General features: G+C 30.7%; 27 protein-coding genes. All 27 read right to left on the bottom strand.

The features are described from left to right. Positions 1-92 precede the first annotated feature (92 nt). Entirely contained in the window at positions 93-1,613 is a 1,521-nt protein-coding gene (locus H033_RS0103120; protein ID WP_026836986.1) for a hypothetical protein, read from the bottom strand. A 152-nt stretch (positions 1,614-1,765) separates the two neighbouring features. Continuing rightward, positions 1,766-2,188 (bottom strand): type II toxin-antitoxin system VapC family toxin, encoded by a 423-nt coding sequence (locus H033_RS0103115; protein ID WP_026836985.1) that lies wholly within the window; start codon positions 2,186-2,188, stop codon positions 1,766-1,768. Continuing rightward, positions 2,189-2,437 (bottom strand): DUF6364 family protein, encoded by a 249-nt coding sequence (locus H033_RS0103110; RefSeq protein ID WP_026836984.1) that lies wholly within the window; start codon positions 2,435-2,437, stop codon positions 2,189-2,191. It abuts the gene before it with no gap. Positions 2,438-2,653: 216 nt separating this feature from the next. Continuing rightward, a complete protein-coding gene (locus H033_RS0103105) occupies positions 2,654-3,076 on the bottom strand; it encodes a type II toxin-antitoxin system VapC family toxin (protein WP_026836983.1) in 423 nt (140 codons plus the stop codon). Continuing rightward, complete coding sequence (locus H033_RS0103100; RefSeq protein ID WP_026836982.1) at positions 3,077-3,325, bottom strand: DUF6364 family protein; 249 nt, start codon at positions 3,323-3,325, stop codon at positions 3,077-3,079. Positions 3,326-3,560: 235 nt separating this feature from the next. After that, positions 3,561-4,460 (bottom strand): hypothetical protein, encoded by a 900-nt coding sequence (locus H033_RS19410; RefSeq protein WP_051227753.1) that lies wholly within the window; start codon positions 4,458-4,460, stop codon positions 3,561-3,563. A gap of 161 nt (positions 4,461-4,621) precedes the next feature. Beyond that, positions 4,622-4,987 carry a hypothetical protein gene (locus H033_RS0103090; protein ID WP_026836981.1) on the bottom strand — a complete coding sequence of 122 codons (366 nt, stop codon included), beginning with the start codon at positions 4,985-4,987 and terminating at the stop codon, positions 4,622-4,624. Between the two features lie 144 nt (positions 4,988-5,131). Beyond that, positions 5,132-5,308, bottom strand: coding sequence for a hypothetical protein (locus H033_RS21540; protein WP_155827682.1), 177 nt, complete (start codon positions 5,306-5,308; stop codon positions 5,132-5,134). A gap of 207 nt (positions 5,309-5,515) precedes the next feature. Continuing rightward, positions 5,516-7,102: a hypothetical protein gene (locus H033_RS20810; protein WP_026836980.1), complete on the bottom strand. Its 1,587-nt coding sequence runs from the start codon at positions 7,100-7,102 to the stop codon at positions 5,516-5,518. A 140-nt stretch (positions 7,103-7,242) separates the two neighbouring features. Then, the gene (locus tag H033_RS0103075) at positions 7,243-8,070 is read right to left on the bottom strand and encodes an IS3 family transposase (RefSeq protein WP_026836979.1); all 828 of its coding nucleotides are present in this window, start codon (positions 8,068-8,070) and stop codon (positions 7,243-7,245) included. A gap of 23 nt (positions 8,071-8,093) precedes the next feature. After that, positions 8,094-8,477 carry a helix-turn-helix domain-containing protein gene (locus H033_RS19400; protein WP_034886061.1) on the bottom strand — a complete coding sequence of 128 codons (384 nt, stop codon included), beginning with the start codon at positions 8,475-8,477 and terminating at the stop codon, positions 8,094-8,096. Between the two features lie 216 nt (positions 8,478-8,693). Then, positions 8,694-9,110 carry a hypothetical protein gene (locus H033_RS0103065; protein ID WP_026836978.1) on the bottom strand — a complete coding sequence of 139 codons (417 nt, stop codon included), beginning with the start codon at positions 9,108-9,110 and terminating at the stop codon, positions 8,694-8,696. A gap of 98 nt (positions 9,111-9,208) precedes the next feature. Continuing rightward, positions 9,209-9,610 (bottom strand): DUF4345 domain-containing protein, encoded by a 402-nt coding sequence (locus tag H033_RS0103060; RefSeq protein ID WP_034886060.1) that lies wholly within the window; start codon positions 9,608-9,610, stop codon positions 9,209-9,211. 188 nt (positions 9,611-9,798) lie between these two features. Continuing rightward, entirely contained in the window at positions 9,799-10,749 is a 951-nt protein-coding gene (locus H033_RS0103055; protein ID WP_231367532.1) for a tetratricopeptide repeat protein, read from the bottom strand. A 43-nt stretch (positions 10,750-10,792) separates the two neighbouring features. Continuing rightward, entirely contained in the window at positions 10,793-11,110 is a 318-nt protein-coding gene (locus tag H033_RS0103050; RefSeq protein WP_026836975.1) for a hypothetical protein, read from the bottom strand. Then, the gene (locus H033_RS0103045; protein ID WP_026836974.1) at positions 11,097-11,432 is read right to left on the bottom strand and encodes a hypothetical protein; all 336 of its coding nucleotides are present in this window, start codon (positions 11,430-11,432) and stop codon (positions 11,097-11,099) included. The genes H033_RS0103050 and H033_RS0103045 overlap by 14 nt, the downstream gene beginning before the upstream one ends. Positions 11,433-11,893: 461 nt before the next feature. Then, entirely contained in the window at positions 11,894-12,658 is a 765-nt protein-coding gene (locus tag H033_RS0103040) for a hypothetical protein (RefSeq protein WP_026836973.1), read from the bottom strand. A 3-nt stretch (positions 12,659-12,661) separates the two neighbouring features. Continuing rightward, positions 12,662-12,898, bottom strand: a complete 237-nt coding sequence (locus H033_RS0103035; protein WP_026836972.1) for a hypothetical protein — start codon at positions 12,896-12,898, stop codon at positions 12,662-12,664. A gap of 871 nt (positions 12,899-13,769) precedes the next feature. After that, positions 13,770-14,681 carry a hypothetical protein gene (locus H033_RS0103030; protein ID WP_026836971.1) on the bottom strand — a complete coding sequence of 304 codons (912 nt, stop codon included), beginning with the start codon at positions 14,679-14,681 and terminating at the stop codon, positions 13,770-13,772. Positions 14,682-14,851: 170 nt separating this feature from the next. Continuing rightward, on the bottom strand, positions 14,852-15,034 hold the full coding sequence (locus H033_RS0103025) for a hypothetical protein (protein WP_026836970.1): 183 nt from the start codon (positions 15,032-15,034) through the stop codon (positions 14,852-14,854). Between the two features lie 647 nt (positions 15,035-15,681). Further along, positions 15,682-17,535: a MutS-related protein gene (locus tag H033_RS0103020; protein ID WP_026836969.1), complete on the bottom strand. Its 1,854-nt coding sequence runs from the start codon at positions 17,533-17,535 to the stop codon at positions 15,682-15,684. A 252-nt stretch (positions 17,536-17,787) separates the two neighbouring features. Further along, on the bottom strand, positions 17,788-18,717 hold the full coding sequence (locus H033_RS0103015; protein WP_026836968.1) for a M64 family metallopeptidase: 930 nt from the start codon (positions 18,715-18,717) through the stop codon (positions 17,788-17,790). Between the two features lie 704 nt (positions 18,718-19,421). Continuing rightward, the gene (locus H033_RS0103010; RefSeq protein ID WP_026836967.1) at positions 19,422-19,979 is read right to left on the bottom strand and encodes a hypothetical protein; all 558 of its coding nucleotides are present in this window, start codon (positions 19,977-19,979) and stop codon (positions 19,422-19,424) included. A 178-nt stretch (positions 19,980-20,157) separates the two neighbouring features. Further along, positions 20,158-20,340, bottom strand: coding sequence for a hypothetical protein (locus H033_RS0103005; protein WP_026836970.1), 183 nt, complete (start codon positions 20,338-20,340; stop codon positions 20,158-20,160). A 1,393-nt stretch (positions 20,341-21,733) separates the two neighbouring features. After that, positions 21,734-22,276: a hypothetical protein gene (locus H033_RS0103000; protein ID WP_026837004.1), complete on the bottom strand. Its 543-nt coding sequence runs from the start codon at positions 22,274-22,276 to the stop codon at positions 21,734-21,736. Positions 22,277-22,541: 265 nt separating this feature from the next. Continuing rightward, on the bottom strand, positions 22,542-23,405 hold the full coding sequence (locus H033_RS0102995; protein WP_026837003.1) for a GIY-YIG nuclease family protein: 864 nt from the start codon (positions 23,403-23,405) through the stop codon (positions 22,542-22,544). A gap of 181 nt (positions 23,406-23,586) precedes the next feature. After that, positions 23,587-25,237 (bottom strand): hypothetical protein (locus H033_RS0102990; protein WP_026837002.1); only part of this gene is annotated, 1,651 nt, incomplete at its 5' end.

Below are 25,237 nucleotides of genomic sequence, written 5' to 3'. Positions count from 1 at the left end.
AGGACGCGAACTTGTCGACTTTAGTTCTTTTTTAATTGGTCTCTAAAATAACACTTTTCACCAGAATGCCCGCTATTTGCTGTTAAACGATGTTAGGCAAAGTTGCTTTCCAACCAACTTTCTATTTCATTAAAAGAAATTATTCTTTCTTCGCTATTGAGAATTGGAAATCTTGTAATAACAAAGTGTTCTATTTTATTGATTTTCAATTTATCAATTAATAATTTTTCTCTATCATATTCCTTTTTTAATGCTCTTTGTAAACTTCTAATCAAATATTTATTATATCGAATAAATTTTTCCTGATCTGATTCTATCAAAGTTAAATCGATTGCATTATTCTTGCATTGAAAATTATAAATTGTTTTATCTCTAATTGTAACTACATCGAATTCTTTTTGATTAATTCTGGTAATATCCGTTATTTGAAAATTATAATTTTCCAAGATTTTTTTTATCATATCTTCAAATACGAAGCCAGCGTGTATTTGAAATTTTTTCTTCTTATTTAATATGAAATTTTTGAAATAGTAGAGGAATCTCATCAATAAGTTGACATTCGTGTAATACTTATCTTCTAATTCTATAAATGGATGAAATGAATTTAGGTTTACCCAGTAATCATCTTCTGTTTGAAATAATTGATTTTTTAATAGTTTTTGATTTTTAATAGAATAAAAACTAATGAAATCTTCCAAATTTGATTTTGTAATTGTAAAAAAATAATCATCCGAAATACTTTCTACTATTTCATTTATAAATCTTGAGAATATTTTGAAATCTGTTTCATCAATTTTATATAAAGCATATGCTTTTTCTATTAATTGTATAGAATGTAATAGCTCTTTTTTTGAAAATATTTTATCTCGATCTAAATCTATCCAATTGAATTGTTCAATTTGATTGTTTCTGTGCAAAACTTGGTCAAATATTGAAAGCCTTTCTGGTTCATTAGAAAATCTTTCTAGAGGTTGAAATGTATAATTCCCTTCTAATTTTTGTCCATCGGATTTAGCTTGATAATCATTAAATATTTTAGACAAAACTCTTTGTTGATTAATAGTCGTAAGTGATACGCAATTCAATTCTATAATTGGTAAAAAGATATTTAATAAGTCGGATTTTTCGGCTATATTATTACCTTGAGAATGCTTTGGAATTAAATATAGTAAGGTTACAAAGTATCGTCTTCTTTTCTGATAATAATTAGCAACATCTAGTAATGTTTTAATTTTATTAAATTCCTCTATGCCATTATCTGTTATTTTGAACGAATGCGAAATTGCAATTGTCTGTATGGTAAACTGAAAAAAACGATCACGTGTTTTAGATTTGTATTTTGATCCTATAATATTGGAAATTGACATTAACCTATCAAAATCTGGAGGAAAAGTAATAGAAGTACTCTCTACCAACTTTTTTTCTTTATCTGTAAAATTTCCAAAAAATATAAGGTTGATAAATTCTTCTAATGATTGAACAAGACTATGCCATTTTGGAAATAAATCTATTGCAGAATAGTTTTTTAACATATTCTGAATATGACTGGAGTGGAGTTGTAATTCTTTGTTTAATTTATTATGGAATTCTTGTTTAGTTAGATTCTCTATCATTGATTGCAATTTTGCCTAACGGTCTTGGTTAAGGCAAGTGGCGTGGAGTAGGGACACGTTCTTGTCGGCTTAGTTGGTTTTTTACTTGGTCTCTAAAATAACACTTTTCATCAGAATGCCCGCTATTTGCGCTTAACCGATGTTGGGCGGAGTTATTTTGTTTTTAAACTCTGCATATATTCATCAGCAGTCATAACTGGCAATAAAGACTTTTTAAAATCTTTTCCATTTCTGGTTATTATAATCTCACAATCTGAATCTAATGCGCTAAAATATTGAAGTGCATCTTCGAAATCTGAAAAGGAAGAATTTAATCCCTTTTCAATTATATGTTCGTCTAATTTACAGATTTCACAAATGATTTTAAATTTTCTTAGTTTTTCTTGTGCGATCTGTGCAGACTCAAATTTTGAAAGGAAATAGTTTAGAGTTGCAAATGAGATAGGTGAAACCACAAACGTTAATATTTCTTTGTCAGCTAATGTTGCTAATTTTGCAATAGAGTCATAAAACGGATCTCGCTCACCCAGTAAATCAAGAATTACGTTTGTATCTAGAAATAATCTTTTTTTCATCTATTTATATTTCTCCAATAATTGATCAGAATATTCTTTCCTATAATTTAAGTCAGCTGGAATTTTTGTTCCAGTAGCTAAACTTTTAATAAATGGAGAAATTTCAAAATCTGAATCTTTCTTGTCGGTTGTCAATAATTGCAAATATGATTCTACAATTCTAGACAAACTCATTTTTTTGTCTGATGCATATTCTTTCGCTCTTTCGATTATTTCTTGATTAAGCTTTAAAGTCAGTTTTGTATCCATAATAAATTTTTAATACGTACAAAAATAATTAAAATATCCGTATAAATTAAATTTTAGCTGAATTTTTCTGAATAATTGCGCCCAACGGTCTTGGTTAAGGCAAGTAGCGTGGAGTAGGGACACGTTCTTGTCGGCTTAGTTGTTTGTTATTGGTATCTAAAATAATACTTTTCATCAGAATGCCCGCTATTTGCGCTTAACCGATGTTGGGCGGAGTTATTTTGTTTTTATACTCTGCATATATTCATCAGCAGTCATAACTGGCAATAAAGACTTTTTAAAATCTTTTCCATTTCTGGTTATTATAATCTCACAATCTGAATCTAATGCGCTAAAATATTGAAGTGCATCTTCGAAATCTGAAAAGGAAGAATTTAATCCCTTTTCAATTATATGTTCGTCTAATTTACAGATTTCACAAATGATTTTAAATTTTCTCAGTTTTTCTTGTGCGTTCTGTGCAGACTCAAATTTTGAAAGGAAATAGTTTAGAGTTGCAAATGAGATAGGTGAAACCACAAACGTTAATATTTCTTTGTCAGCTAATGTTGCTAATTTTGCAATAGAGTCATAAAACGGATCTCGCTCACCTAGTAAATCAAGAATTACGTTTGTATCTAGAAATAATCTTTTTTTCATCTATTTATATTTCTCCAATAATTGATCAGAATATTCTTTCCTATAATTTAAGTCAGCTGGAATTTTTGTTCCGGTAGCTAAACTTTTAATAAATGGAGAAATTTCAAAATCTGCATCTTTCTTGTCGGTTGTCAATAATTGCAAATATGATTCTACAATTCTAGACAAACTCATTTTTTTGTCTGATGCATATTCTTTCGCTCTTTCGATTATTTCTTGATTAAGCTTTAAAGTCAGTTTTGTATCCATAATAAATTTCTAATACGTACAAAAATAATTAAAATATCCGTATAAATTAAATTTTAGCTGAATTTTTCTGAATAATTGCGCCCAACGGTCTTGGTTAACGCAAGTGGCGGGAGTAGGGTCGCGTTCTTGTCGGCTTTGTTGTTGGTTTCTTAATGACTAAAATATAACTTTTACTTGAATACCCGCTAATTTGCGATAACCGATGTTATGCGCCGCTTAGTAAATGCACTTATTTTTAATTTATAGAATGCGGATTAGGAAAAAGTATATTCATATTATAGTCATTTGGTACATTATATATTAACTCTCCGTTATCGTTAAAATCAATCGCAGCTCTCATTGCTCCAATCCTAACCTCGGAATTATCTCTCTTTATAATGCAAAGTGAAACTCCTTTTAATCCTAGTGCTTTTTTATGAATGTTTGGTCTAAAACATACATTATAAGCTTTTTTTAATTTTACTGATGGATAGCACCAGGCTTGTTGTTTTTCTATAGGTAGAAAGTCAAAATAATCTTTTGTTATTATTTCTGATACACGATATAAATACTCTGTTCCAATACCAACATCTTTTGTGAATTCAGTGATTAAAAAATTATTTATTATTCTCAATTTTTGATTTTGTTCTTTAGATAAACTTTTATTTTCTTTCCATTCTCCAATTTTTAAAGCTTCAATATCTTGTTTAGCTTCATAAGTCATTAAAGCAAATATTTCACCCTCCTTTATTTTCATTTCCTCAATTGCAGTTTCTTGGGAATAAGGACAAGTGTATAGTAAAGATTCTCCTATATTATTTAGTCGCCCTCGATTTTCTACTACTGGTGGTTCCCAAGCATCTTTTTCGGTCTTCATTTTATTCAAAACAACATTTAAATCGGACGTATCAAATTTTCTGATGCGATAAAATGGAGTTCCGGTTTTAAAGGTGGTAATATGAACAATAGAGCCACCGTAAGATTTGTTTTTTAGATTATAAGAAATGACTTGTTTAATTCTTTTCTTTAACTCTTTATCTGAAATAGTTTTTAAGTCAATTTCTCTAAATTCTTCAATTCTATCGTATAATTCATCTATTGATGTTTTATCTAAGAAACCTTTGAATAATTTTTTATGATAATCTGAATCTTCCATTTGAATTTGTATCCTGTTCTAAGTGAAGCATAACGGTCTTGGTTAAGGCAAGTGGCGTGGATTAGGGACACGTTCTTGTCGGCTTTGTTGGTTATTACTTGGTCTCTAAAATAAAACTTTTCAAGCAAATACCCGCTATTTGCGCTTAACCGATGTTAGCTTTAGTTACTTCTAATTACGAATTTTGATTTATCGTTTTTCAAATCCACGAATAATATTCCTAAATCATTTTGTAACTGTATTTTTAATTTTTCAAATGACATTTTTTCCCAACTATAGTCAATCCTTTTTGATTTATCATCATAAATTATTTCTTCTGAATATTCTGAGTTCAATAATTCAGTCAGTTCTTTTAAGTCATAATTAATAATTTTAATTGAATCATTTGATCTAGATACTTTATATGCATTATTTCCATAATTGTTAATGAAATTAGAATATCTTAATGAATCCTGAATATTGATCTCATACGATTTATATTTTTTTATTTCCAATTTCAGTTTTAAATTATCCAAAATTTCACTCAAGACAATTTCATTTATAGATCGACTTTCATCTTTTTGTTTTATTAATAAATCATAATATTTATTTTTTAATTTTCTATTTTCGAAAATAATATTACTAGTGTCAGTTTCAATCAGTATTCCAAAAATCTTCTTTAAGCTTATTCTTTATGCATTTACATTTAATGGTGATTCTTGAATATTATTTGTAAAGCCACGATGAAATTTTGTAGCTTTTTTAATTTCAAGCACATGAGTTTCCTTATCTGATTTTATTGATTTTTCTTTGCAAGCATTCAAAGAAATCATTAAAATAAGTAGAATTATAATTTTTATTTTATTCATCTTGGTTCATTTTGGAACTTAATTAAAGCTAACGGTCTTGGTTAAGGCAAGTAGCGTGGAGTAGGGACGCGAACTTGTCGGCTTTGTTGTTTGTTTCTTGGTCTCTAAAACAACACTTTTTGTTCAATTGCCCGCTATTTGCGCTTAACCGATGTTAGGGACAGTTATTTAATATTTTCTTCCATTTGTTGAATGAAATTTTCAGGTTTAATTCCAATTTTTGTAAGTCCCTTTTCTAAGGCATTCCAACGCTGCTCTGTTTCGATGGAGAGTGTTCGTTCTCTCATTCCAATCATTGAATAAGCGTCCTGCATTAAGTATTGTTTTAATTCGACTGGACAATTTGGATTCTCTAGAAGTATTTCTTTCTTCAATTTTTCTAATTGAAGATTCTCTATTTTCTTCAAATTCAATTTGAGTGTTTTTTTTATTTTCTCGATATTCTCTTGCAACTTTTGTTCTGTCTTCTTTAATCTTTTCTTTTTCTGATTCAACTCTATATTGTTCAAATTTTTCAAGTCGCTTATATTTTCTTGGTAATCCTTCTCTAGATTTGACAATATCTCCAATTCTTGATTCAGTATCTCTAATTTCTGATTCAATTTCTCTTTCTTGCTCTCTAATTGAATGTTCTGATCTCTCAAAATCTTCTGCTCCGAGGAAAGACTTTCTAATTTCTCGGAGTTTGTCTTCAAGTTCTTCTCTTTTGTTAATATATCTTCCTTCCAGATCTCCACTTTGTTTTTCAACTGAGTCCTCATATTCTTCTTTTGTGTCTCGAAACTTTCTTTCTTCAATTTCAATTCTAGCTCTTTCAGATTCAATTTGTGCTGTTCTCTTTTCAAATTTTCGAGAAATTCTTTTTCTAGTTTCTTCTCTTCTTGTTGCGAGTTTATTTCTAAGTCTTTCCGTATTTTCTTCAACTCTAGATATTTCAGATCTAAACTCTTTTTCAATTTCTCTGTATTGTTTTGATCCCAAATACCTTGTAATTGTTCGTACAAGGTCTCTAATTTGAAATTTTCTGCAGTCGAAAGTTTCTTCGAAAAATCTTTTTTGGAATTCATCAATCTGTGAAACTCTCTCTGAATCATCTTTGGGAGAGAATATATACTTAGTGCGTTCTTCTTCATAGTTGTAAACCCATTTAATATAATTAGTCTTTGAAAAGCTTTTTTCAATATTTTCAAGAGAATCTTTAGGAATAGTAATTTGAACAGTATTAATACCTAATCTTCTAATTTTAGTCAATTTCTCTACATCGATTTTGTGAGTTACAACTATTTCAATTAGGAGAATTGGTTTGTTTTGTGCATTGAAGAATGTAACGTCTGGCCTAATCAATAAATTTCTAGAATCTATTTCTGGATTTTTTCCAAACTTTACTTCTCCAGAATCTGTTTCATAAAATGTAATTTCAGATTTGGTATATTTTGCATCAATAAATTTAGAATCACTGATTTGAAATGCTTTGCCATCAATTCCTTCTGGCGGGTATTTGTAAAGTGTAGGAACCCTTATACGTTTAATCCTATTTAATATTAAAACTGCTTGGTCATGGCGATAGTCTTGATTACTAAAAGTGCACTTTCTTTCACTTTTCTTTACATCATTTGGATCGTGGCGAAAATAAGATTTTCTTCCTCTTATTTTTGTTTTTACAGCTTGCATTTCATTTTTACATCCGATACAGAAATATCCTTTTCTTCCACTTTCTACATCTAGAATATAAAGCGGTTCTTCCTTAACATTTTCTGCATACTCATTTTGATCTTCAGCTTCGTGTTTTTTCATACGGATCTCTTGTCTTGTCCTGAAATAGGTTGACCTTTTTTGTGTTAAAGGTTTTCATTTATAAATATCGTTTTTCTTCACGGAACATTGACAACTTCTTCAAAATTTTTCCTTCGGTTTTGAAAAAGTTGCCAACATTCCTAGGCCATTTTCTTTTTATAGGATTTGTATTTTATTGTATTGTACTTTTTGTGGATATGATCTGGTGTTTCCAGGCCAAGGCTCCAATGCAGTCTTTGCCCGTTATATACCTGAACTGCCTGCTTCATGATCTGTCTTGCTATGATGACGTTCTTGATTGTTTTCTTTAGTCCGAACTCATATTTGAGTATTCCGTTTATCCTTTCTGCAACTGCATTTTCGTAGGGGTCGTATTGTTGAGTTGTACTTAATACAAAATTGTTCTTGTCGGCAAATTCCGTGAACTCCGGACAGCAATACTGTATTCCCCTATCTGAATGGTGTATGATGCTCATATGTTTGAATTTCAGGTTCTTGATTGCCATGTCCAAGGCCTGCACGACCAATGTTGCCCTCATGTTGTCGTCGAGTGCCCATCCCATCAGTTTTTTGGAATATGCATCTGTTACCAGAGCCAGATAGGCGTGTCCATCATCAGTCTTTATATAGGTGATATCGCTTACGAATACTTGTTCACTGTGCGAGATTTCCATATCCTTTATTAGGTTTGGTGATTTATAGAATAAGTGTTTTGAGTCTGTTGTAATGTGGTAACGTTTGGTCTTCTTGACCAGCATTCCATAACTTCTTAGCAGGTCGAAGAGCGCGTCCCTGCCCATTTTTACATTTTGCTCCATAATCCCTTTTTTGATGTACTTGACCAGTTTTCTGGTGCCTGCCTTTGCGTGTGTTTTTCTTTCTTTACGTACAAGTTCCAGGACTATTTCGTCCCTTTTCTCTTTGGTATAATTTGCTTTGATTCTTTTGTAATAAGCCTGTTTGCTTATCCCGAGGCATTGATAGAGCCATTTTATTTTGAAAGGCTTTGTTTCTTTTTCTCTATCTCTTTTGCTAATGCTTCGGGCAAGTACTTTTTTGAAAGGTGCTCCCCGGTAATATTTTCAAAATCGGCAATGACATCTTGTTGAAATTCTTTTACAAACTCCAGTTCTTCAATACGTTGCTTCAATTTTTTGATCTGATCGTTCTTGCTCATACTCATGGATTTATTCTCGAAGTTACTCAATTTCTTAATCCAGTATTCAATGGAACTTCGAGAAATGTTATACTTGTTTGAAGCATGATTTACGGAGATCTGTCCGTTAGCTATTTCATCAATTATCGAAAGTTTCATGTCGAAACTAACTTTTTGATACTTCTTTTTTCGGCAGGTGCCATTCTTTGGTGTTTCCATAGGTGACTAAAAGTGTTTAATTTTTGGTCAACCTATTTTAGGACGAGGCATCTGTGATAATTGTCCCTAACGGTCTTGGTTAAGGCAAGTTGCGTGGGGTAGGGGCACGTTATTGTCGGCTTTGTTGTTTTTTAATTGGTCTCTAAAATAATACTTTTCATTAGAATACCCGCTATTTGCGCTTAACCGATGTTACCTGCAGGCTTTTTTTAGTCATTAGGTTAACATAATCAATATCAGTATTAATGTAAAAATTCCAACTGCTGTTGTGTATTTACCCATTTTCTTTGATTTTGTCCAACCTGCTAAAGAAATGATGGTTATTAGGGATATAATTCCCAAAAAAAACGAAATTGCTCCTACAATTCGTGGAAGCAATAAATCACTTTCGATTACTTTCGAAGGATATCCAATAGTTGTCATCATTAGAATGTTAGTCCATGCAAAAACTGAAATTAAAAAGAAACTAGCTGTTAATGTTGATACAATCATAATATTTTTGAACAATCTAGTATTCACTTCTGATACTAAAAGATTTGCAATTACTGCAATTGTAAATCCGCCAAGTAACGAACTTATCATTATTATTTGGTCAGCAAGTTTATTCCAGTATTCAAATGTAATTTCAGTCATAAATTCAATGTGTTTTTCTTTTTAGATTTTAACTCCTTTTGTCAATCATTTTTTCATTTTTCATAACCGATTTTATCTAATAGATTTTCTACTCAGATTTAATTCAATTCCGTTTTATACTTTTTTAGTTGGTAAATAGAGTAAAGTCCGATAACAAACTCCGCTACTAATCCAAAAATATAACCTCCAGTTGGCAATCCGTCCAATATCATACTTAATAATCGTCCTATTGCAAGTGTCAACATAAATAATATATTTAGCTGTGTAGCATTTTTCCAATATTCAATTTTCCATATACCTAAAATCCATACTAGCGAAATTCCCAAATATAAGCACATAATGGCTCTCAACATATTTGAAAGGTCAATTGTATTTACCTGAATGTTTAAATGTTCCGGCAGAATAGATGGTGAACCATAAATTATGGCAGTAGGCATTACGATTAATAAAGAGATGATCAGATGTAAGTTCTTAAAAATCCAATTTATTTTATCTGTCATAATTTCAATTCCGATATCATATCTATGTTTCGTTTTTTTTTTTTTGCTTGCAGGTAACGGTCTTGGTTAACGCAAGAAGCGGGAGTAGGGACGCAATCTTGTCGGCTTTGTTGTTAATTTCTTGGTGTCTAAAATATTACTTTTTACTCGATTGCCCGCTATTTGCGATAACCGATGTTGTGCTAAGTTTAATTCCATCTAACCTGATAAGGATATCTTTCATAAACGACATTATCCTCATTTATTGAAAACCCTTTTCTAGCATTTTCCTTTGCACTTTTATATACGCTCTCTGCTTCTTCTATTTCACCTAATTTATAAAGAACTTTAGTTTTATAATATTGAACGTCAGAAAATTGAGGATATCGCTCTAAGGCTTGATCAAATAGTACTAAAGCCTCTTCATATTTCTTCAGTTCGTACTTACTAATTCCGTAATAAAAGAGGTCTAGATGGTGTAACCAGTCTTCACCTTTTTTATCAATAGTTCTCTCATAATCTTTCTCAAACAAATTTTCTGCTTTTTCAAATTCGCTTAGTTGCAAGTAACTTAACGCGATGTAAAAATTATATGAGTGATCCATTTCAAATCCGTATCCATATGTTTCTTGATAATCCGTAAAATCAATAATTGCGTCTTTATATTGCTTAGAAAATATACACTTTATAAATGCTCTGTATCGTTGCCATCTTTCAGGATTATACTTTACTGCTTTATCAATGAATGTCATTCCAACCTCGTATTTACCTTGTTTGAATAATGGCATAGCTTTCTGTTGCCAGAAATAAGCTATTGTGGAATCCACTTTCAATCCTTTGTCAATTTCGTTTTGCCAATCTTGCGAATAAACATCAGTCAGCCAAGCTCCGTTATTCAGATATATATCTTTTAAAGAATCTTGTTGTTTTTCGGTGAATTTTGGAATTGCATTTTCACTTGACAATTTTAAATTTTCTTCTTGTTTACAACTGTTCAAAGTAGAAATAAAAAGGAAAGTCAGAAAGTATAATTTTAAATTTCTCAAATTTTGTATTAAATTTTGCACAACGGTCTTGGTTAAGGCAAGTGGCGTGGAGTAAGGACGCGAACTTGTCGGCTTTGTTGTTTGCTTCTTGGTCTCTAAAATAACACTTTTCATCAGAATGCCCGCTATTTGCTCTTAACCGATGTTGTGTGCAGTTTTAGTTCTTTAATTTAAAGTTAAATCTTTTATTTATTGAATCAAATGAAATTAATATTTCGTTTAAGTTCTCTTGTTTTAAATCAGATCGACTTATTCCAGCAGTATTAAAATTTAGATTTTTCTGGTTGTCTAATTGCGCTTTAACTTGAAAAATAATAAAAGGTTCTGACACATATTCTTGCCAAACTTTTTTAAAATTCAACTCATAGATAGGAGATGAATTATTCGCTAATATGGCGATGGTATCATGTTTAGAATTTCCACTCGTAAATATTAATTCCTGGATATCATAATCTGAACTGTTAATAAATTTCAAGTTTATGGGCACTGATTTTGAACATGAATTCAGCACTATTGATATTAGAAATAATAGATAAATTGATTGTTTTTTCAAATCGATTTTTTTTTAATTGCACACAACGGTCTTGTTTAACGCAAGTGGCGTGGTGTAAGGACGTTAATTTGTCGGTTTTGTTGATTGTTACTTGGTCTCTAAAATAACACTTTTCACTAGAATGCCCGCTATTTGCTGTTAAACGATGTTGCATACCGTTGTGATGTTCAAATGTTGTTGTTTTCTTGACAATCTTTTTTTGTTCTTTTTGTTCTTTTCTGAATCTCAAATTAACTTTCCACATTCGAGTAAGAATCAGTTTAGAATTTATTGGTTCTTAATTATTTTTTTTATTTTTCACGTTTGAGTGAAAGTCAGAATTATAAATCTTAAGGCATTCAAATTATCCCTTTTTCACGTCCGAGTAAAGGTCAGCTTACTGGTCGGTAGGGAATTCATTTATCACATTTTTATCTTTTAAAAATCATTGTCAATAAAGTCAGAGTTGATTGGTTTTTGTTTTTTACTAGAATCTTGAAAAAGTCAGCGCAACAGTTGCGAGAGATTGGTTTTTCTTCATTCAGATTTGCCGTTATTTTTTGCGTTTTTCATTCTGAACAATGGTTTGCAACGGTCTTGGTTAAGGCAAGTAGCGTGGAGTAGGGACGCGTTCTTGTCGGATATGTAGTTTGTTACTTGGTCTCTAAAATATCACTTTACATCAGAATGCCCGCTATTTGCGCTTAACCGATGTTGGGCATAGTTTTATGCAAAATCTAAATCAAAAAGTAATTGTTTTATTCTTTTTCCTTTTTTCGTCAATTTATATGTTCCTTTTCCATTGTGTTCAACAATGTCATTGGATTCAAAGAAGGAAATACTTTTTGATGATAAATTCTGGTTCAAAGTTAAATCAGTAAGTCCTTTTTGAAGATACTCAGAAACTAAATGAAATGCATTATGCAACTTTTCATTATTTATTATTCTGTTGTATAATTCTATTGCACTTTTTTCTTCTATTTCTTCATTTGAGCCAACCTCAATTAATTTTGAATTAGGTTTTTCGTCATTAGAAGTTTTTTCTATTAAAAGATTTAGTTCTTTAATTTCTTTGTCTTTTTTACTTAGGAGAGATTCAAACTTTTTTTCATAATCTAGCAATTGTTGTCTTAGTTGTATAGACTGCTCCAAAGTCAGTAATTGTTTTCGTTCAATTTTGTTTTTGTTATCAATACGCCATTGTTCAAATTTCAAACTTAGGAAATATGCTCCATTCGAAATAAATGGAACTATTGTAATTAGGATTAATGTTGAAATTAATGGAAACCAAATTAAATAATTTATATCATTAAAATTCTCAACTATATAATCGATTCTGTTATTTGTAATTTTATCACTATCAATAATAAAACTAGCATAGAATATTTTCCAGTTCCAAACTAACCAAGAAATCACAAAAGTTCCAAATAATGGACTTGTAACTCTTTGGTATAATATAGAGTTAATTGAAGTTCGTAGATCAGTAATCATAAATTACTTATTAGAAGGATATAGTAATTGCTTTAGCTTTTCCTTATGTTTATCAGAACACTTTTCTAATAATTTTTCTTTTCTATGTTCACTTATTTCATATGCATTTAATTCATCCTCTTGATTAAGTTTGTATGCACTTTGGTCGTATTCTCTCAAAACTGAGCCATCATCGTAGAAAGTATAATCATCATCGAGTGTGCCTCTTCCAATAAACACTTTAAATAATTCTTCAGCCATATTAATCGATTTTGTTTTTTAAGTGTGAGTTTAAAATTACAATTTATATTTCAGTAATGAATACTGTTAAATTATGCCCAACGGTCTTGGTTAAGGCAAGTGGCGTGGAGTAAGGACGCAAACTTGTCGGCTTAGTTGTTTGTTTCTTGGTCTCTAAAATAGAACTTTTAGTTTAATTACCCGCTATTTGCGCTTAACCGATGTTGCATAGCGGTTTTTACTACAATTATGTTGTTTTGTTGTCTGCCTTTTTTTTATTTTTCTTCTTTCCTGAATTATAATTTTATTTTTCACGTAGGAGTAAGAATCAGTTTTTTGATTTTTTGGTTTTTAATTGTTTTTGTCAATTTTCATTTTAGAGTGAAAGTCAGAGTTATAAATCGAAAGGCATCCAATTTATTCATTTTCGTGCTTGAGTAAAAGTCAGGATAATAAGCAGAATGCATCTATTTTTAGCTTTTACAGGTCCGAGTAAAAGTCAGCTTAGTGATTTTAAAAATCATCAATTATTACTTTTTCTTTTAAATTCAAATTTTATTTAGAATCCACGTACTGATTTTAAGATCATCTAATTTTCACATTTTTCATCTTTGTAAATTTTTCAAATAAACCTCAGAGTTGAGCAGTTTATGTTTTTTACTAAAATCTTAAAAAAGTCAGCGCAACAGTTGCGAGAGATGAGTTTTTTATATTCAGATTTTTTTGAGTTTTTTCTTTCTGAAAACTGATTTGCAACGGTCTTGGTTAAGGCAAGTAGCGTGGAGTAAGGACGCGAACTTGTCGGCTTTGTTGTTCTCTTACTTGGTCTCTAAAATAATACTTTTCACTCTATTGCCCGCTATTTGCGCTTAACCGATGTTGTAAACTGTATTTATTCCTCTAACATCCATTGGAGTAATTCTTCTTTGTCAACTATAGACCAACTGTGAGGATCACGATGGCCATTTGCTCTATAACCTTTATTCTGAGTTGCAATATATTCCACTTCATTAAAACTATTAGAAGTTAAAAATTCAGATAATCTTTTTAAATGAAAAGCATTCATTTGTTCGTATTCGACACCCATATTTTCTTTCCACCACACTTTATCAGGCTCTGTATAAAATCGAATTTTTGTATTTTTTAGATTCTTTAAATTTTCAAAATTTTGAGTTTCATAGGTGAATGCAGAATATTTTTCATAAGGTGCAATTTCATTATTGGGATTTCCAAGTTGTTCATTAAAATAATTAAATATGAATGAACTTTCTCCTACTGAAGCCTCTGAAAAATTTCTTTTAATGTTTCCTTCTGCAATACGAAACAATGCAGCCAGATCAATCGGTGAATCTACCACGAAGACTCCCGCGGGATTTAAGTTGTATTCAAGATTTTGGGAAAGATAATTACCTATTAGTAACGCAATACTTCCTCCGCTAGATAGTCCGCCAATATAAATTTTATCTATCGGTAAATTATTTGATGTAAATAATTCTTGAATGGTAACTGCTAATTCTGCTTTTTCATTCTCTTCGAGCCATAATTTTCGATTGAAATTTAAATAGGCAACTGCAACGTTCTTCTCATTTGCTAAATCACTTATAGGAAATTCATTTTCAATACCTGCAGCATCTTCTGGAAATCCACCTAAGAGCAGTAAAACAGCTTGTGTATTATCTGGTTTATATAAATTATAAGATTCGTGTGAAATCAGGTTTTTTTGAACTTCTTTTCCTTGACCAAAAATAAAAGTGGTGGAAAATAAAATTGCAATAAGACTAAAATTTTTAAGCATTTTTTTCATATAAATATTGTTTACAACGGTCTTGGTTAAGGCAAGTGGCGTGGAGTAGGGACGCGAACCTGTCGGCTTTGTTGTTTGTTACTTGATGTCTAAAATATCACTTTTCATTGGAATACCCGCTATTTGCGCTTAACCGATGTTGTGCAACGTATTTTTTTTTAGTATTTACATTAATCTTTTTTATGTTCTTGTTCAGTATGTGTTTGGTTTCCATTAATCATTTTATCTTCGTCATACATTGCATTGGACATTCCAAGCATAACAGCTGTAATGATTAAAATGAATTTTCTTTTTATCCAATGAGCAAAATGCTTAGATTTTTCTAAATAAATTTTATTCTTTTGTTTATACATTTTAGTAATGATAAATGATTAGACATTTATTATATCATTTTATGCAGCAACGTGCATATTCTCATAGAAAAGAGAGCTTTTCTATGCTATGTATAAACTTGAATATTGGATGTTAGATGTATTTATTTTTTTTAAAAATACGCGATGGGCAATTATAGAAGTTATTTTTTGGTAAAGCCCAATACGTAATTTTAAAATAATTAGAGTTTTAGTACTATAAGCCTTTCTTAAATTGTGATATGTAATTAATAGAATTGAAAATATACTTTCAGAAAGAACTTTTCCAGTATACACAAACAATTCCGAGTGCTTTTGTCTAAATTCTTTTCTACTATCAATGTATGAGACTTGAATATATTTTGAAGAACTTATTCCCGAATATGTAGAACACTCGTTAACCGTCAGACCGAAAATCAGAAGTAAAGAAAGTAGATATTTTAAATACTTTATCAATCTATTGTATTCAAATTATTTTGTCCAAGTTATCATTTTTTTTTAATATGTTGCACAACGGTCTTGGTTAACGCAAGTAGCGGGAGTAAGGACGTGTTTTTGTCGGCTTAGTTGTTTGTTACTTGGTCTCTAAAATAATACTTTTCAATGGAATGCCCGCTATTTGCTGTTAACCGATGTTATATGCCGTATTTTTATTCGATTTCACATTTTGAAATATTTGATAAAATTTTAATTCCGCTCTTTTTCATAAGTTCGCTTGCATTAAAATCGTTACATATACCTGGTTCAAGTTCATAGCTGAAAATCATTGAATTATCTTTAATCTCACTATTAAAACTATAATTTGTAACTAACATTTTATTCCCCGATAGTTTTGCAAGTTCAATATCGTGTGTTGCAATAATTCCTGACGTTTTGAGCTTACTTATTTGATTAATCAATGAATAACCTCCTCTATGTCTATCTTCTGAGTTTGTACCTTTGAACATCTCATCCAAAAGAAAAAATACATTGTGACTACTTTCTATCAGTTTCAGCATCTTTTCAATTCTATTTAATTCTGCATAAAAAGAAGAGATTCCTTTCTTTAAATTATCTTCTGTTCGCATACTTGAATATAGCTTTAGGCTGGATACCTGACCATTTTTTGCACAACAAGGTGCTCCGGCTAATGATAAAACGATGTTGACACCTACAGTCCTTAAAAAGGTACTTTTCCCTCCCATATTAGAACCGGTAATCATAACAACATCACCTTGTCCTTCAGAATGAAAATTATTACAAACACGATTATCTGAATTTATAAGGGGATGTCCTAATGACTCAAAAAGTACATGGTTGTTCTTTTCTGTAATTTCAGGAAATGTATAGGATTGATTTGAATAAGAAAAACCTGCAAAACTACTTAATACTTCAAACTCACTTACTACTTCTGCCCATGCTCTTAAAAATGTTCTATTCTTTGATTTCCATTTTTCTGTTTCAATGATCAGGTAAATATCCAATAGCAGGAAACTGTTTAATAGCGTATAAAAGCCATTTCCGCCAATTGGCACCTTTTTTATAGGTCTTTGATGTGAGAAATCCAATGAACTGCATATCCTGTGAATTTCCTTGGATGCTGAATAATTGCCATGTGTTAATAGTGATTGTAACTCGGATAATTTTTTTGACTTGAAACTTTCAGTTTCAATTTTTTTGATAAGTGCCAAATAACCTCTTAAAGTGTTAAGATTCTTTGTTGAGGTTTCAACAATATCCTCCGCTAAGGGATTTACCTTTCTTAAAATCACATTGTTGATAAGTAAGACTACAATCATAAGAGACAAATAAATAAACCCCTTTTGTGAATCAAGGTTAGCATAAAAAAAGTATGAGCCAAGCAAAAACAGAACTGGAAGAATTATTGCAACGGCTAAATATAGAAGTCGATATTTTAATAAAACAACAGGTTTTTCTACCCAGTCTAACAGTTTATAATAATCACTTTTTTTATTTTGAAAGTGCATGCCTGCCGCCTCAAAATCTTGCCTCCAATCCAATTTTTGAGATAATTCTTTTATGGCTTTTTGTCTGTGGCGTATTTCGTTATTAGATGCAGGTTCAGATAACCATTTTGATAAGAGTATCATACCTGACTCTGTAGTTGTTCTGTTAACCAATTGAAAAATAGAATGTTGTCCGAAAATATCCAGATCAGATGTGTAGGGATGATTTTGATCAATAAACTTATGTCCGGTATCAAATTCTTCCAGGTCACATTTTTCTCTCAGAATCTCGGATTCATTTATTCTTTTCAGGAATGATGTATGTTTTTTTAAGTAAGCTATTTTGGTATGATGCTTTAAAACTAAAGCAAAACCTATTACTGAAACAGGAAAAACAATATAAACGGGAGTAATTGATTTTATACTGAACAAGGTTATAAGAATGATACCTGCAATTACAAAAATAAGTAGCCTAAGTAGGGATATTCTATTTAATACCTTCTTTAACCTTAATATTTTGGAATTATACTTTTTTATATTTTCTTGATAGATCTTCATTAATTATTTTTCAATTATCTAATATTTGATAGCAATCTTAAATATGGCATATAACGGTCTTGGTTAAGGCAAGTAGCGTGGAGTTAGGACGCAAACTTGTCGGCTTAGTTCGTTTTTAATTGGTCTCTAAAATAACACTTTTCACTCAATTGCCCGCTATTTGGGCTTAACCGATGTTATGCCCTGGCGGTTATTATAATATATAAAATCACTCATCTATAATTGAAATTTAGAAATCTCCTCTTTGTATAATCATTTACATCCTATTGCGTCAGCTAACCTTTGTTCAACTATACTTTTTTGTATCGGAGAAAATTCAGTGGAATAAAAGTCATTTCTCATTATAGAATTATTCCATTCTCTCCAATAACCTGTTTGGGAATACCTTGATCCTTCAAACCAATTATCTGGATTGTATGTTAGAATGTTTAATTTAGGTGTTATTGGTAGAAACCAAGGTTGTAGACCCAAAGCACAATTTGCCTCGGAATCTACATATTCATCATCCATATTTCCAAATGAATGACCGAATTCGTGTCTGATCAAAAATTTAAATATTTTATCACTGTCATATTTTGATACAATCACATTAGAAACCTTGGGATTTGAAATCGTATTATATTCTGTTACACCTGGAAATTCTGCACTAGCGAAATATCCTGTAGAATTTGCTATAATTATAGTATACGCATAATCTCCTGTTGCATAATGACCATATAAGGTTTCAAGAGTATCTCTTTTTGAAGATTCTAAGCCTAATAAACGTTCAAGTCCAATTTTGTTGCTAAACACACTCCAAGGAGTTTGTGAGGCAGTATTTGTTCCAGTTGTTCCATTACAATCACTCGTAAATTCTATTGTCTTAATACCTGACGTTAAAGATGGTGAGTCTACTCTGTAAAAGTTCAAGCTATTACTTGATGATGTAAAAGGTTCCATATCAAGAATTGCTTGTTTTGCTATATCACTTAAAATTTTAAATTCTGGAATTTCTTCCTCTGTAAAGCCCTCCGCTAAGAATATGATATTAGCAACACAACCTGTTTTTTCTTCTCCAATTATTACTGGACAAGGGATTATAGAATCTACACACGATTGTACAATATCTTTTTCTGGTAAGTCATCATTATTACAACTAAAAAAGGCAACACACACAAGGATTAAAAAAATAGTTTTTTGCATATTATATTTATAATTAAATCATGAATTTTCCGATTAGCTTGGGCATAACGGTCTTGGTTAAGGCAAGTAGCGTGGAATAAGGACGCGAACTTGTCGGCTTTGTTGATTGTTTCTTGGTGTCTAAAATATAACTTTTTGTTCGAATACCCGCTATTTGCGCTTAACCGATGTTACCTACTGTAGCGACCAGATTTGAGTAAGAACGAACGATTCCGCATTCCTCTCTTTATTGCTAAAATTTTCAGTAGAACTTTTGTATTTGATTGAGAGTAAGTATTTTCTGAATTTATTCTTTAGATTTATTTTCATCTAATTCCGTTCGAGTAAGATTTTTAGAGAGATATTTTCTTTTCTAATTTCTTAAATTTTTATTTTAGTTCTTTACTTCTATTTTTCATTTAATTCCGTTCGAGTAAGAATCAGAACGAATTATTCTCATTTCTGAATTGCTCATTTATAGCTTTTGTTCTTTAAGATATTTTTCATTTAATTCCGTTCGAGTGAGAGTCAGCTGGAATTATTTTCTTTGAAATATTCTTAGTTTTTGACGGTGGAGCTATAGTAGGTAAGGGTCTTGGTTAAGGCAAGTAGCGTGGAGTAGGGACGCTTTCTTGTCGGCTTAGTTGTTTGTTACTTGGTGTCTAAAATATAACTTTTTACTCGATTGCCCGCTATTTGCGCTTAACCGATGTTATGTTTAGTTTTTATAGTTCGGATATTGAATTGAATAGATCAAAATGATGTTTTTCAGTTCTAAGTTCAATTGTTAATTTATCGTTTTTATTTTCAATTTTATAAACTTCTCCAGATTTAAATAGAGGAGTCAATTTTTTTATCAGTTCAGTGATTAGCTCGGAATTGTTTGTCTTAGATATCAAAATATAATGATCAGAAACTTTTAATCTCTGTAATGATTTTGAAAACATAAATAGGAAAAAGTCAGTCCTGGTCTTTTTTCTTATCAAAAATCCAGAATTATGAGAAATTCTATTTGTTGTCCATTCCGCAAGAGTAAGAAGATTTTGATATTTAGAAGTAAAAAGTAAATTTCCACCGGAATAAGTTGCTTTCTTATATTTCAAGATCCAATTTTTTGGATTATTTATTTTGCCGAATATTGTATACGACCAAGCGTTATAATTTCCATTTACTTTTCCGTTTTTCTCAGAAATAAAATTTTCAAATTCTCGACAAAATTTCTCATTCGCAATATAAAATGGAGACGTTTTTTCATTCTCAGATGCATTTGGCTTAATAATCATTTTTTCTTTGAAAAATTAAACATAACGGTCTTGGTTAAGGCAAGTGGCGTGGAGTAGGGACGCGAACCTGTCGGCTTTGTTGTTTGTTACTTGATGTCTAAAATATCACTTTTCATTGGAATACCCGCTATTTGCGCTTAACCGATGTTGTGCAACGTATTTTTTTTTAGTATTTACATTAATCTTTTTTATGTTCTTGTTCAGTATGTGTTTGGTTTCCATTAATCATTTTATCTTCGTCATACATTGCATTGGACATTCCAAGCATAACAGCTGTAATGATTAAAATGAATTTTCTTTTTATCCAATGAGCAAAATGCTTAGATTTTTCTAAATAAATTTTATTCTTTTGTTTATACATTTTAGTAATGATAAATGATTAGACATTTATTATATCATTTTATGCAGCAACGTGCATATTCTCATAGAAAAGAGAGCTTTTCTATGCTATGTATAAACTTGAATATTGGATGTTAGATGTATTTATTTTTTTTAAAAATACGCGATGGGCAATTATAGAAGTTATTTTTTGGTAAAGCCCAATACGTAATTTTAAAATAATTAGAGTTTTAGTACTATAAGCCTTTCTTAAATTGTGATATGTAATTAATAGAATTGAAAATATACTTTCAGAAAGAACTTTTCCAGTATACACAAACAATTCCGAGTGCTTTTGTCTAAATTCTTTTCTACTATCAATGTATGAGACTTGAATATATTTTGAAGAACTTATTCCCGAATATGTAGAACACTCGTTAACCGTCAGACCGAAAATCAGAAGTAAAGAAAGTAGATATTTTAAATACTTTATCAATCTATTGTATTCAAATTATTTTGTCCAAGTTATCATTTTTTTTTAATATGTTGCACAACGGTCTTGGTTAAGGCAAGTGGCGTGGAGTAAGGACGCAAACTTGTCGGCTTAGTTGTTTGTTTCTTGGTCTCTAAAATAGAACTTTTAGTTTAATTACCCGCTATTTGCGCTTAACCGATGTTGCATAGCGGTTTTTACTACAATTATGTTGTTTTGTTGTCTGCCTTTTTTTTATTTTTCTTCTTTCCTGAATTATAATTTTATTTTTCACGTAGGAGTAAGAATCAGTTTTTTGATTTTTTGGTTTTTAATTGTTTTTGTCAATTTTCATTTTAGAGTGAAAGTCAGAGTTATAAATCGAAAGGCATCCAATTTATTCATTTTCGTGCTTGAGTAAAAGTCAGGATAATAAGCAGAATGCATCTATTTTTAGCTTTTACAGGTCCGAGTAAAAGTCAGCTTAGTGATTTTAAAAATCATCAATTATTACTTTTTCTTTTAAATTCAAATTTTATTTAGAATCCACGTACTGATTTTAAGATCATCTAATTTTCACATTTTTCATCTTTGTAAATTTTTCAAATAAACCTCAGAGTTGAGCAGTTTATGTTTTTTACTAAAATCTTAAAAAAGTCAGCGCAACAGTTGCGAGAGATGAGTTTTTTATATTCAGATTTTTTTGAGTTTTTTCTTTCTGAAAACTGATTTGCAACGGTCTTGGTTAAGGCAAGTAGCGTGGAGTTAGGACACGTTGTTGTCGGCTTAGTTGTTTGGTTCTTGGTCTCTAAAATATCACTTTTTACTGGAATACCCGCTATTTGCGCTTAACCGATGTTGGCTGTAGTCCTTTCAACCGAGTTTATTTTCATTCATCGGTATCAGCACTTGGACATTTATTGTGCTTAAACTTCCTGATTTTGTTTTTAAGTGATTTGCTTGATCAGTCCTTATTGAGTGTGGTTAGATTTATATTAAATCTACCCTCTGTAAGAAATGTCTTTTTATTGGGGTTCTCAGGATCAGTAAGAGTAATTTTTTGAAATTCTCCAATTATTAGGCTATCCTGCACTTCTGTTATTTTTATAAATTGAGGACTTACTTCTTCTTTTGTAAGGTAGAATATTAAACCAGGGTTACCAATAATTACAGATGTAGGTCTTACTCTAGGGATTTGGTTCGGATATTCTAGATCTACATTTTGAATTAAATAATTTCCTGGTTGCTCAACGTCATCAATTAAAATGTAAATACTTTTATCGGTTCTATTGTCGACATCTATATACCAAGCACCATCTCTTTTACGTGCCTTTAGACCGTATTGGGTACCAGAAGGAAAACGATGAATATTTTTAGGAATATATTTTTCCCCATTCAAACGGGCAAAAAAAGAATTTTCGCCACTTGTAGGAAGATCGTCTTCTACACTACAAGAATGGAAAAGGATACCTGTCGAAACAATAAATAAAATTTTTATGAATTTCATAAGATGGTGTTTATGGAATTAAATTAGTTATTTTTATATTGCTGACAAAGTTTAATTTCATATTGAAACTCTCAACTTCCTTAATTATTTTTTCTTTTTTTAACAAGATCGTTTTTTTTGGATTACAGCCAACGGTCTTGGTTAAGCCAAGTAGCGTGGAGTAAGGGCGCGAACTTGTCGGCTTAGTTGGTTTTTAATTGGTCTCTAAAATAACACTTTTCATCAGAATGCCCGCTATTTGCGCTTAACCGATGTTGTGCTGCGTTTAATTCTCTGATTCTACCTCTTTCAATATTTGTCCATCATTTAGTTTCCACTCGGTTAAACCGTTCGCACTTCTTCCCATTACAACTGCAGCTGCTGCAGATGGACTAGAAAACAAATAATCTTCTTTGAAAACGAGTTTGTTATTCAACGGAGTTATGATATTATCGTCAATTAAACTTTGTCTTTTATTAATCCAGTTTTTAGGAAAAGAGCTAGTCAGTGAAGTTGCAATTTCTGAATTTTGTAAAACTACGAATCCTTCGTTTGTCATTTGTCCTTTCGCATCTGCTCCTCTGGCGGAATTTATATAAAAAGTATTTTTGATCTGTTCTTCTAAAGTCTGATCTTTTCTTAATTCTTCGAATATTTTAAATCCTAAAGCATTCACTAGAAGTTTTATGTTATCAAGGAATGTTTCCATCTCTGCTTGGTCGGATTCTGAAATTGTTGATCTCGGTGGAATATTACCGTTTTCTAAATCATATCTATTGACTTTTATCGCAATTTCATGTAATCTACTTTCCAAATATTTGATGTGTGCTTTATTTAAGTTTTCATCTTTACTTACAAACACTAAAGCTTCATTCCAGAAATCTTTAGCTGATAAATGTTGATTTAATCTTTTATAAATCCCCTCAGCTTCACCAATATAAGCTAATTCTTTATTCTCAGATTTGTGAGATTTTCCTAATAAAATATAGATTCCGGTATTTTCTAATTCTGGTCTGTCATAAGAATCTTTTATTTTATTTCGAGGGATTTTCAATGCTTTCCCTGTCCAATTTGATAATTCGCATGTCATTCTTCCATTAGGTTCTCCGTCTATTAAGAAGATTTTTATAGTTTTACCAAAATTTCTCATTAATGTTTTTTAGTTGGATTTTGTGTTAAATGCTGCACAACGGTCTTGGTTAAGGCAAGTAGCGTGGAGTAGGGACGCGAACTTGTCGGCTTTGTTGTTTGTTTCTTGGTCTCTAAAATATAACTTTTTACTCAATTGCCCGCTATTTGCGCTTAACCGATGTTAGGCACAGGCACTACTACTATTTACTCAATGCTTTTAAAATCCGTTCTTCGTTTATTAAAATATCTCTAAATAAAACATGAGGGAACTCTTGATATTTGGATATTTTGAAAGCTTCAAAAATATTTGATAAAGTCAGAGCAGTCACAAGAGATAAATTCATTTCCGTATCCATTTCACAATCGGTAACAAAATCATCACTAAATTCAGGAGCTACAAGTAAAATTTTTACAATTCTCAAATCATTTTTTAGAGCCAAGTTTTGATATGATTTTAATTGGCGAGATACCGTACTAAATTTGTTATACCCACGTTCTTTACTGGTTTTGCATTCCACAATGATAACTTCATTATTTCCTAAGTTTAAAAGAATATCGATCATATCCTTGTTTGTATTCAGTTGATTTTTAAACTTCTCATCAACATCAAAACCAAGTCCGTTGAAAATTACCTTCGTTAATTCCTCGAATTTTATACCAAGTTCACTTTCCTTAACAGTAATTCCGTTTTCTTTTAATAAGTTAAGATTTCGATATCCAACATTCATGTAGTTTTCTAAATATAAATTTTCTACATCCTTGTAATGTTCTAAAATATTTAGAATATTTTCTCCTCTTTGTCGAATTCCATTTTCTTTAATGAAAAAGGTTAAATCTGATTTCGTTATTAAATCCAAGATGTCTCTTGGTTTGATATTATAAGCAAGTAAAAATTCAGCTTTAAGAACATATTCATCTTGTAATTCGAATTGATCTTTTATCTCTTTATTTAGCTTGGGTAATGATTGATTCAATTCAGTTAATAACTTATCAAACCCATCTAATGAAATTCCGACTTTTTCGTCTTTCTCAACAGAATCAAAATGTTCAATTAAACTATTGATTTTTTCATCCAAGGTGCTCCCTCTCAAATTTTTAATTTCAAGACCTTTTTCACACAGTTCATTTAGCGTCTTCTTACTTTCGGTCAATGTGCTTCCAGTCTTATAAATGCCTGTAAGCATAAGATTTGTAAATGATACTCCTTCTTTAATTATTCCTTCTATTTTTTGAGAATAGTCAAGTTTGCGGTCAATATTATGGTCTTTTGCAATTTGGTTGATGATTGGTTCTCTCAAAAGTTTTAAAGTTCTCCTGTAGAATTTTTCTGCAACTTCTTTTTGGCGAATTTTTCTTAGAACTCTTACCATTTCATCTGCAACATAAATAGTATTTTCTTTACTAGAATAGAAAATAACACCAATATTTTTGAGTCCTTTAATTACTTCTTGAATTTCAATTTTTTTGATTGGTAAAATTGAATAATTAATTAGTTTTATTTCTTCTTGGGATAGACCAAGTTGTTTTGAAAGAGTAAGGATTATAGATAGCTCATCTGAGCTAACTTTAGAATCTCGGTTGTTCTCAACATCATTATAATAAGCTGTGTGAAGACAAGCTTTATATATTTTATAGTCTCTTTTTCTTTTATCACTTAATTCAGATTTGTCATTTTCAAAATCTGCATTTAGTGCTTTTATTTTATTTTTAAGATTCTTTATTTCTGTATCATACAATCTTGAAAACCAATCTTGCTTCATTATACAATTTCCGTCTCTTATAATTATATCAATAAGAATATCTAATTGGGAAGTGATTTCCTGAAACTCACATTCAATATATTTCCTAAAT

This window comes from Gillisia sp. JM1 (assembly GCF_000424645.1).
GTDB lineage: Bacteria > Bacteroidota > Bacteroidia > Flavobacteriales > Flavobacteriaceae > Gillisia.
Note: the sequence above shows the minus strand (reverse complement) of the source record. Positions and strands in the feature narration are given on the sequence as shown.